The following is an 8,435-nucleotide window of genomic DNA, read 5'->3' as shown; positions in this document are numbered from 1 at the left end:
CGTTGCTCCTGCAACGTCTCGGCCTTACGCTCCCGGAGCGAATCCGCCCGCTTTCAATGGCGAAAATGTAGTGCCGACTTGAGGACCTAAGTTATGGATATTCCGTGATCGCGACCTTCTTACTGTGGAAGTCGGGCTAGTTTTGCGGGCAGCGGCCGTTGGCCAGATGAAATTCAAAATCGGAGCGGAATAATCTGAGCGCGCTCTCGATCGGCGGTCCGGGCATATTGATCAGGTTGCAAAAACCCTTGCCCTTATTGAAGGCGATGACTTTGCCGAACTGTTCGAGCAGCGGTGCCGCTCCCTGACCCTGTTGAACTTTCTTCAATAGCGTTACCAGCATGTTGGTTTCCATCCGACAGGCCGGACATTGGCCGCAGGATTCTGCGGCAAAAAATTCCGCGATCCGCAGCATCTCCTCGACGATACAGCTTCCCTCCGTGATGATGCGCACCACACCGCAACCGATCGACGACCCCGCAGCGCGAACCGAGTTGTGATCTAAGGCGACGTCTATTTGATCCGCTGACAGCAGTGCCGACGAAGGGCCGCCTGGGAGAACCCCCTTGATTTTTTTCCCATCCCGCGTCCCGCCGCCGCACTCTTCGATCAGGTAGCGGAGCGGAGTTCCAAAAGGCAGTTCATAAACCCCCGGTCGTTTAACGTCGTCGCCGAGAGAGAAAATCATCGTCCCCGGACTTTCCGCCGTGCCAAAACCGCGGTGCCATTTCGCTCCCCGCACGATGATCGGCGCTACGTTGGCGAAAGTTTCGACGTTGTTCACCGCTGTCGGCTTGCCGAAGAGCCCGACTGTCGCCGGGAAAGGCGGCTTCTGGCGCGGCAGCGGCTTTTTCTCCTCGATAACTTCCAGCGCGGCGGTATCTTCGCCGGCGACATAGTCGAGCGGTGCAGGAGTCAAAAGGACTTCCAAACTAAAATCGCTGCCAAGAACCCGCTCCCCGCAATAGCCTGCCTGTTTGGCTTCGGCCAGGGTATCCAGCATGCTCTGTATAGCCTCTTTGTAGTCGGCGTTGATGTAGAGATAGGCTCTCGACGCTTTGACCGCGTAGGAGGCGAGGATGACTCCTTCCAGTACCAGGTGCGGGAGGTTCTCCATGAGGAGCCGGTCTTTTTTGCTGCCAGGCTCGTCTTCGCCGCCGTTCAGCACCACGTAATGGGGCATTTCCGGTGCTTCAGCCGTGAAAGCCCACTTCTTTCCGGTCGGGAAACCCGCGCCGCCCCTGCCGCGGAGTCCCGACTCCGCGATCTCCTGAATGACCTGATCGGAAGAAAGCTGCTTCAGCGCCTTGTCCAGCGCCTCATAGCCGCCGCGGGAGCGGTAGGCTTCGAGGCTTTCTCTTCCCTCCACCGCGCCGCGAGGGAATAGGATGCCTTCCATTGCTAGAAAACTCCGGTGTCGAGAAGCTGGTAGATCAATTCTTTGAGGGAGCTGTCGATAGTGTCGAGGCGCTTGACATCCGGCCCGCCGGCGATATGGCCCACAATATCGTCCAGATCATCCTTTTTAACTCCGGCGTACCAGCTTTTTTCCGGGTAGAGCACGACGTTCGGCCCCTCCTGGCACGCGCCGAAACACATGTAAGGACGGACTTCCAGGTCGCCGAGACCTTTGTCGGCAACTCTTTGCTGCAGCTCTTTCATGATCTCTTCCGAGCCGCGGCTCTTGCAATCTACGTTCTGACAAACGAGGCAGATTCGCTTCACTCATCTCTCCTTAAAGAATCCCGCCGGGCAAATCAATTCATCTGCAAGACCCAGTCTTTTTCCTTGAAGACGATGTTCAGGACTCGCTCGTCTTCTGGACTCGGCAGTACCTCCTTCAGATGCTTTTGATATTGTTCCGGAGAAAGCAGCTCTCCCGTCACACTATACGTTTTTCCGGCAGGCTCGCCGATCGTCCGATGAAAGTTTAGGTGCGGAGCGTATAGCTTCGGCTGGTCGGCCGGGATGAACCGGTTGAGCGCGTCGATGAGCCTGCGGCTCTCCGCCAAGTAGTGTTCTCTGGAGAGTTCGTTTAGCCGCTGCTTATCCGCCGGCTCTTTTGCTTCATGCTCGTCGTAGCGCCCTTTCAATCCCCATACATAGGCCCACTGGGCCGAAGAGGAATGATCGGTGCCGAAAAGATCGTACGCGGTCGAGAGCCATTTGTTGAAATATTTTTGAATGATCGGCAGCGGAATCTTATTCGCCCGCACGATTCGCGTGAGACCGGTATTGCCGGTAAACATATGGAAAAACTCTTCCTTAAGCATCGCGGTGACGCTTTGGGCGAGAGGAGCGAAAGATGAATGGCTTAGCATCGTCAGTTGAAACTTTCCGTCGCGGTCGACAAACTGGGTGTAAGTGAAAAAGTCCAGCCAGTTGTTCACCGGCGTATTGAAGGAGCCCAAAAGCCGGTCGCCATTCGATGCTCTGCGCTCCAGCATCTTTTGCGCCTCGAGCTTCCCTGAGTCGCCAAAATAGGTCACCAAAAGGTAACACATCTGCCAGCCGTGGCGCATCTCCTCGCTGTTGACCCGAATCAAAGACTGGTGGTCGTAGTCTGTGGGTGCGTTGTCCAAGAGGTTTTTCTGCTGCTCGACCGAGGCGAATTCGGTGTCGCCCTGATAAACGATCAGATTGAGCAACGCGTCGCGAATCGACTGGTTCGGAACCTGCTCCGCCCTGTCCCACTTCCGCTGTCCCCGAAAGTCCCCAAACTCGATCTCCGGTGTGTGGATCTCCCCGAGTTTGGTCTCAAATTTGTAGTCTCCTAGAAGCGATGAATCATAGCCGATGTCCCCTTGCCACTGCCGAAAATAATCCACCCAGTCATCGAAATTCTCTAGTTTCGTCATCTACTTTCCTTTCTGTGATTTATCTAGTTCGAACGATCGTTCGACATTCTTACTATGCCATATCACAGAAGAAAGTCAAGCTACCCCCCTTTGCTATTTTTAACTATAAAGCTCAAGCAGTTCCACCATACCAAGCTCTCGCATCTGATCGAACAGGTATTTCTTGATCTCGTCTACCGTATCCATCTGAATGACGATCTGGGCAGTTGCTTTGGCCTGTCGGTAGGTAACTGAGCGGATAATCTTTTTGGCTACCGGAATGAATAGGGAACCCATGCTGAATTCTTCCAACCCCATTCCCAAAAGAAGCAGCGTATAAAGCGGGTCTCCCGCCATTTCACCACACATCCCAACCCGCTTCCCTTCCGTCTTGGCGCCTTCGATGACTTGGCTCAGCGCTGCCAACACAGCCGGATGAAGCGGCTCGTAAAGCTCGGCGACCTTATGGTTGCCCCTGTCCACCGCCAAAATGTATTGAATGAGATCGTTCGTGCCGATGCTGAGAAAATCGACCTCGCGGACGATCCGAGAGACGAGGTGGACGATCGAGGGGACCTCCACCATAATGCCCAGTTCCATTTGGCGGTCGAAAGGCGCTTCTTCTCGTTCCAATTCCTCTTTGACTTCGGCTAACAGTTCTTTGACTCTGAGTATTTCCTCAAGACTGGTGACCATGGGAATCAACATTCGCACCCTGCCGAGGGCGCCGGCGCGCAATATCGCCCGGAGTTGGGTTTTAAAGATCTCCGGCATATCCAGAGAAACACGGATCGAACGCCAGCCGAGAAATGGGTTCGGCTCCACGGCGCCCCGACGGACATAAGCCGGGTACTTGTCCGCGCCGATGTCGAGCGTACGGATCGTTACCGGCTTGCCGCCGAGACCTTCCACGACCCGACGGTAAAGCGCATATTGTTCCTCCTCGCCGGGAAAATCGCGGTGGGTCAGAAACTGGATCTCAGTGCGATAGAGACCAACCCCCTGAGCCCCGTGCAGGTGGGCAAAAGCGATATCGCTGAGCAGACCGATGTTGGCATAGAGCGAAACGCGGTGGCCGTCCTGGGTTTCCGCCGGAACGTCCCTGAGCTCGCCGAGCTCTTTGTTGAGCGCTAAATATTCGCGCTCGAGCCGGTCGTACTCGCGCACCACCTCATGGCTCGGGTTGATGTAGACGACTCCGGAGTTCCCGTCGACGATGAGGGAGTCTCCCGGCCGGACGTTCTCGATCAGCCCTTCGACGGCGACCACGCTGGGGATCTCGAAGGATTTTGCCAATATCGAGGCGTGCGAGGTCACTCCGCCGGTGGCGAGCACGATGCCACGAAAATGATCTCCTTCTATGAGGCTCAGATCGGCCGGCGAAAGGTCCTCGGCGACGAGAATCGCCTGCGCGGGAAGCTCGGGCTTCTCCTCGTTCATGCCGGAAAGATTTTCCAACATTCTTTGCGCTACGTCCTTAACGTCGGCGGCGCGCTCTCTCAAGTAGTCGTCCTCGATTTGGGTAAAAGAGTTCAGGTGCTGCTCAAACACCGCGCTGACGGCGTACTCGGCCGTGAAGCGTTCCTTGCGGATCTTGTTTTCGATTTGCTCGATCAAAACGGGGTCTCCCAGAATCAAGCGATGAACGTCGAACACGGCGCCGTCCTCTTTGGAAAGGAGACTGCTCATACGCTGTTTCAAGTTTTGAATTTGCTCGATCCCGCGCTCGACCGCCGCGCGAAATCTCTCGATCTCCCGCTTGGGGTTTTTTGCCCGCTCTTTTTTCACCGACTTCAAGTCCATCCTGGTCCTGAGAATAAAAGCCGCGCCGCGGCCAAAGCCCGGCGCGACCGATAGGCCGGCGAGCCGGCCGCGCCATTTTTGCGCCGCTCCTCGGCCCGCTCGCTCGCGGCGCCTGCCTTCGTACGAGCGGAGCTTTCTGAGCGCGTCTACCATTCGCTTTTGATATTCTTTTCGCTCGCGCTCTTTGTCTTTGAGGGAATCGACTAGACGGGCCTGGATGATGATGCCCGAGACCTGAGCCGAGATCGCCTTCAAAAGGCGAATTTCGTCGCGCGAGAACTCGCGCCTTCGGGAAGTCTGCACCACGAGGACGCCGAGCGGCTGGTGCTTCTCGAACAGCGGCACGCCTAGGAATGAGTGGAAGCGCTCCTCGCCGGTCTCGGGAAAATATTTGTAGCGTGGGTGGGCCTGCGCATCCACGGCCATGACCGGGTTCATTCGCTCGATAACGAGACCCGTCAACCCTTCGGTAATCCCCATCGAGACTTTTCCCACCGATTCCTGGTCCAGGCCCATGGTTGCCCAGAGAGTCAGGCGGTCCTTTTTGCGCTCGAGAATATAGAGCGAGCAGACCTCGGTTTCCATCCGCTCGGCGACGATGGCGACGATGCTGTTGAGCGTTTCCTGGAGATCCTGGGAATGGCTGATGAGCGTGCTGATGTCCTCCAGGATCATCAGATCGGGAAGCGCTTCGCGCCGGGTTGTTTTCACTCGCGCCATGACAGGAGAACATTCTAAGCGGATTCAGTGGGAAAATCCAATTGTAGTGGCAGGCTCTATCGCTAGAGCCGCACGGCGCGGGGCCGTTGCCGGTGGGCGGCGATTTTTTCAGGCTGCTGAAAGCGGCCGGGGATCATCTGGCCGCAAGGACAACGATCTCCGATCAGACGATATTCGAGGACGTCGTGCCAGGAGCGCCGGACCACGACGCCGCCGCAGGCGGGACAATAGGTGGTCTGTCCTTCGTTATCGAACACATTGCCGACGTAGCAGTATTTGATGCCCGCGGAAAGCGCGATCTGCCGCGCGCGCTGGAGCGTGGATGCCGGCGTCCTCGGCTTGTCGGTCATTTTGAAATCGGGATGGAAGGCGGTGAAGTGAAGCGGAACGGTATCGCCGAGATTTTCGAGCACCCAATCGCACAGCTGCTTTGTTTCTTCGGGGCCGTCGTTCTCGTCGGGAATCATCAGATTGGTAATCTCGAACCAGATATCGGTTTCGTGCTTGAGCCACCGAAGCGTGTTGAGAACCGGCTCGAGGTGGGAAAATGTCAGCTTTCGATAGAACCGCTCCGTAAACGCCTTGAGGTCCACGTTGGCGGCGTCGATGTACCGATAGACGTCGCGGCGCGCCTCGGGTGTGATGTAGCCGGCCGTCACCATGACGCTCTTGAGGCCGCGCTCGCGCGCCCGGCGCGAGATATCGATGGCGAACTCGCCCCAGATGACGGGGTCATTGTAGGTAAAGGCGATGCTCGGAACATTTTGCGCCAGCGCCAGCTCGACAACCTTTTCCGGGCTCACGGTGAGGCTTTCCGCGTCGTCGAGTTTAGCCTTGCTGATACTCCAGTTCTGGCAGAAGCGGCAGCCCAGGTTGCAGCCGGCCGTGCCGAAGCTTAGAACTCCGGTGCCGGGCAAAAAATGGTTCAGCGGCTTCTTCTCGATGGGGTCGATGGCAAAGCCGGTCGATTTGCCATAGCCCAGCGAATAGAGCTTTCCGCCGATGTTTTTTCGAATGTAGCAGAATCCGGCCTGGTCTTCGCCGATGCGGCAGTAGCGCGGGCAGAGGGTGCAGAGAATGCGCCCGTCACCTTCCGTCGTCCACCAAAGCGCCTCTTGCATACTTAGAATAATCCCGCCTTTCATCGGCTTACGCAAGTGTCTTTACCTGTGATATAAGCCTCTCATGGCCGCCGTCGAAGGACTTAAGGGACTCCGCCACGTGGCGCTCAAGGTGCGCGATATCCGCCGCGCCAAGGATTTTTACCAGCAGTGCTTCGGGATGGAGGTCGTTTGGGAGCCCGACCCCCAAAACGTCTATCTGTCTTCCGGGTGCGACAACCTCGCGCTTCACGAGTCGCACCGCGGGACGGACATTTCGACTGGCGGAGACTCTCTGGATCACCTCGGTTTCGTCGTCGAGAGCGTCGCGCGAGTCCGCGAGCTGGAGGAGGACTTTCGCGCCAAGGGAGTCAAGATCGTCCAGCCGTTCAAGATCCACCGCGACGGCAGCGCGTCTTTTTACTGCGCCGCTCCCGACGGCATCGTCATCCAGATGCTCTACGAGCCGCACTTGAGCCGGCAGGTGTTGAAGTAATTTTCAATTCTGAGAAATTATCCCTCTTGCCGTAAGACCCATGCGCATACTCCCACTATTCCTAGCGGGCCTTTTGAGCCTGCCGCCGTTTGATCCGAGGTTGCTCGCGCAAACGGCGCCGTTGGAACAACTTCAAAAACCGAGCGCCGAAGCCGTCGAGATTCCATTCCAAGAGTACCGGTTGAAAAACGGACTCAGGGTGGTTCTTTCCGAAGACCACGCCGCGCCGACCTATTCGCTCTGTGTGACCTATAATGTCGGCTCGCGGGACGAGCGGCCGGGGCGCACCGGGTTCGCCCACTTGTTCGAGCACATGATGTTTCAGGGATCGAGGAACGTCGGCAAAGGCGAGCACTCCATTCTGATCCTAAATAACGGCGGCAGCGCCAACGGCACCACCAATGTCGACCGGACGAATTATTTCGAGACGCTGCCGGCGAATCAACTTGAGTTGGGTTTGTTTTTGGAATCCGACCGCATGCGCTCGCTCAACGTCAACCGGCAAAACCTCGACAATCAGCGCCACACGGTGCAAGAAGAGCGGCGGCAGAACTACGACAACCGGCCTTACGGCAAGACCTATGAGGCGGTTCTCGATACAGCTTACGACAACTTCGCTTACAAGCATTCGACGATCGGCTCCATGGAAGATCTCAACCGCGCGACCGTCGAAGACGCGGCCGATTTCTTCAAGCGGTACTATGCGCCCAACAACGGGGTGCTCTCGCTCGTCGGAGATTTTAAGACCGACGAAGCCCTGGCCTTGATCAAAAAATATTTCGAGAACATCCCGGCGCAACCACCGCCGCCGGCCGTCGATATGACCGAGCCCGAGCAAAAAGGCGAGCGCCGAAGGACCCTTGAGGACGCGTTTGCCCAGACACCGCACATCGACATCGTCTATAAGATTCCGCCGGGCAACACGCCCGATTGGTACGCGCTCGACGTGCTGGGCGACGTTCTCGCCGCCGGCGCGTCCTCGCGTCTCTATAAAAAACTGATCAAGGAAAAAGAGCTCGCGGTGAGCGTGTCCGCCGGGCCGCACGAGCGGCGCGGGCCGTCGCTCTTTCAGATTTCCATTTCGGCCCGGACCGTGGACGGCGTTCCGGAGATCGAAAAGATCGTCTATGAAGAGCTGGAGCGTCTCGCCAGCGAGCCGGTGGCGGAGTGGGAGCTGGAGAAAGTGCGGATGCAGTCACAACGACAGCAGATCGAGTCTCTCTACAGTACGCGGACGCGCGCCAGCCTGCTCGGCCAATACGCGGTTTATTACAACGATCCGAGACTGATCAATACGGTTCTGTCGAAAATCGCCCAAATTGCGAACGACGATCTCCAGCGCGTCGGCCGCGCCTATCTCAAAGAAACGAACCGTACCGTGGTGATAACGGCGCCCAAAGCCAAATCCACGCCGGTTTCTAAATAGCCGAGCAAAACGGATGTTCAATCGCTGTAAAAATTTCTTGTGCTTCCTCACGA

Annotated in this window: 7 protein-coding genes; 2 read left to right on the top strand and 5 right to left on the bottom strand. The window is 57.1% G+C overall.

Translation table 11 applies throughout. The features are described from left to right. Nucleotides 1-136 precede the first annotated feature (136 nt). The 5 genes from VGL70_17665 to amrS all read right to left on the bottom strand — a co-directional run bounded on the left by VGL70_17665 (nt 137) and on the right by amrS (nt 6,481). The gene (locus VGL70_17665; protein HEY3305352.1) at nt 137-1,399 is read right to left on the bottom strand and encodes an NADH-ubiquinone oxidoreductase-F iron-sulfur binding region domain-containing protein; all 1,263 of its coding nucleotides are present in this window, start codon (nt 1,397-1,399) and stop codon (nt 137-139) included. Between the two features lie 2 nt (nt 1,400-1,401). Further along, nucleotides 1,402-1,725: a (2Fe-2S) ferredoxin domain-containing protein gene (locus tag VGL70_17660; protein HEY3305351.1), complete on the bottom strand. Its 324-nt coding sequence runs from the start codon at nt 1,723-1,725 to the stop codon at nt 1,402-1,404. 32 nt (nt 1,726-1,757) lie between these two features. Next, complete coding sequence (locus VGL70_17655) at nt 1,758-2,858, bottom strand: Phenylacetic acid catabolic protein (GenBank protein HEY3305350.1); 1,101 nt, start codon at nt 2,856-2,858, stop codon at nt 1,758-1,760. A gap of 99 nt (nt 2,859-2,957) precedes the next feature. Further along, entirely contained in the window at nt 2,958-5,360 is a 2,403-nt protein-coding gene (gene ptsP / locus VGL70_17650; GenBank protein HEY3305349.1) for a phosphoenolpyruvate--protein phosphotransferase, read from the bottom strand. Nucleotides 5,361-5,422: 62 nt separating this feature from the next. Beyond that, nucleotides 5,423-6,481, bottom strand: coding sequence for an AmmeMemoRadiSam system radical SAM enzyme (gene amrS, locus VGL70_17645; protein ID HEY3305348.1), 1,059 nt, complete (start codon nt 6,479-6,481; stop codon nt 5,423-5,425). 64 nt (nt 6,482-6,545) lie between these two features. Between amrS and VGL70_17640 the strand changes: the two genes are divergently transcribed. Both VGL70_17640 and VGL70_17635 read left to right on the top strand, forming a co-directional pair. Further along, complete coding sequence (locus VGL70_17640) at nt 6,546-6,956, top strand: VOC family protein (protein ID HEY3305347.1); 411 nt, start codon at nt 6,546-6,548, stop codon at nt 6,954-6,956. A gap of 40 nt (nt 6,957-6,996) precedes the next feature. Then, nucleotides 6,997-8,382 (top strand): pitrilysin family protein, encoded by a 1,386-nt coding sequence (locus VGL70_17635; protein ID HEY3305346.1) that lies wholly within the window; start codon nt 6,997-6,999, stop codon nt 8,380-8,382. Nucleotides 8,383-8,435: the final 53 nt, after the last annotated feature.

Source organism: Candidatus Binatia bacterium, assembly GCA_036504975.1.
In the GTDB taxonomy this organism is placed as follows: Bacteria; Desulfobacterota; Binatia; order UBA9968; family UBA9968; genus JAJPJQ01.
The sequence above is the reverse complement of the archived record's forward strand: the minus strand, read 5'-3'. Positions and strand labels throughout refer to the sequence as shown.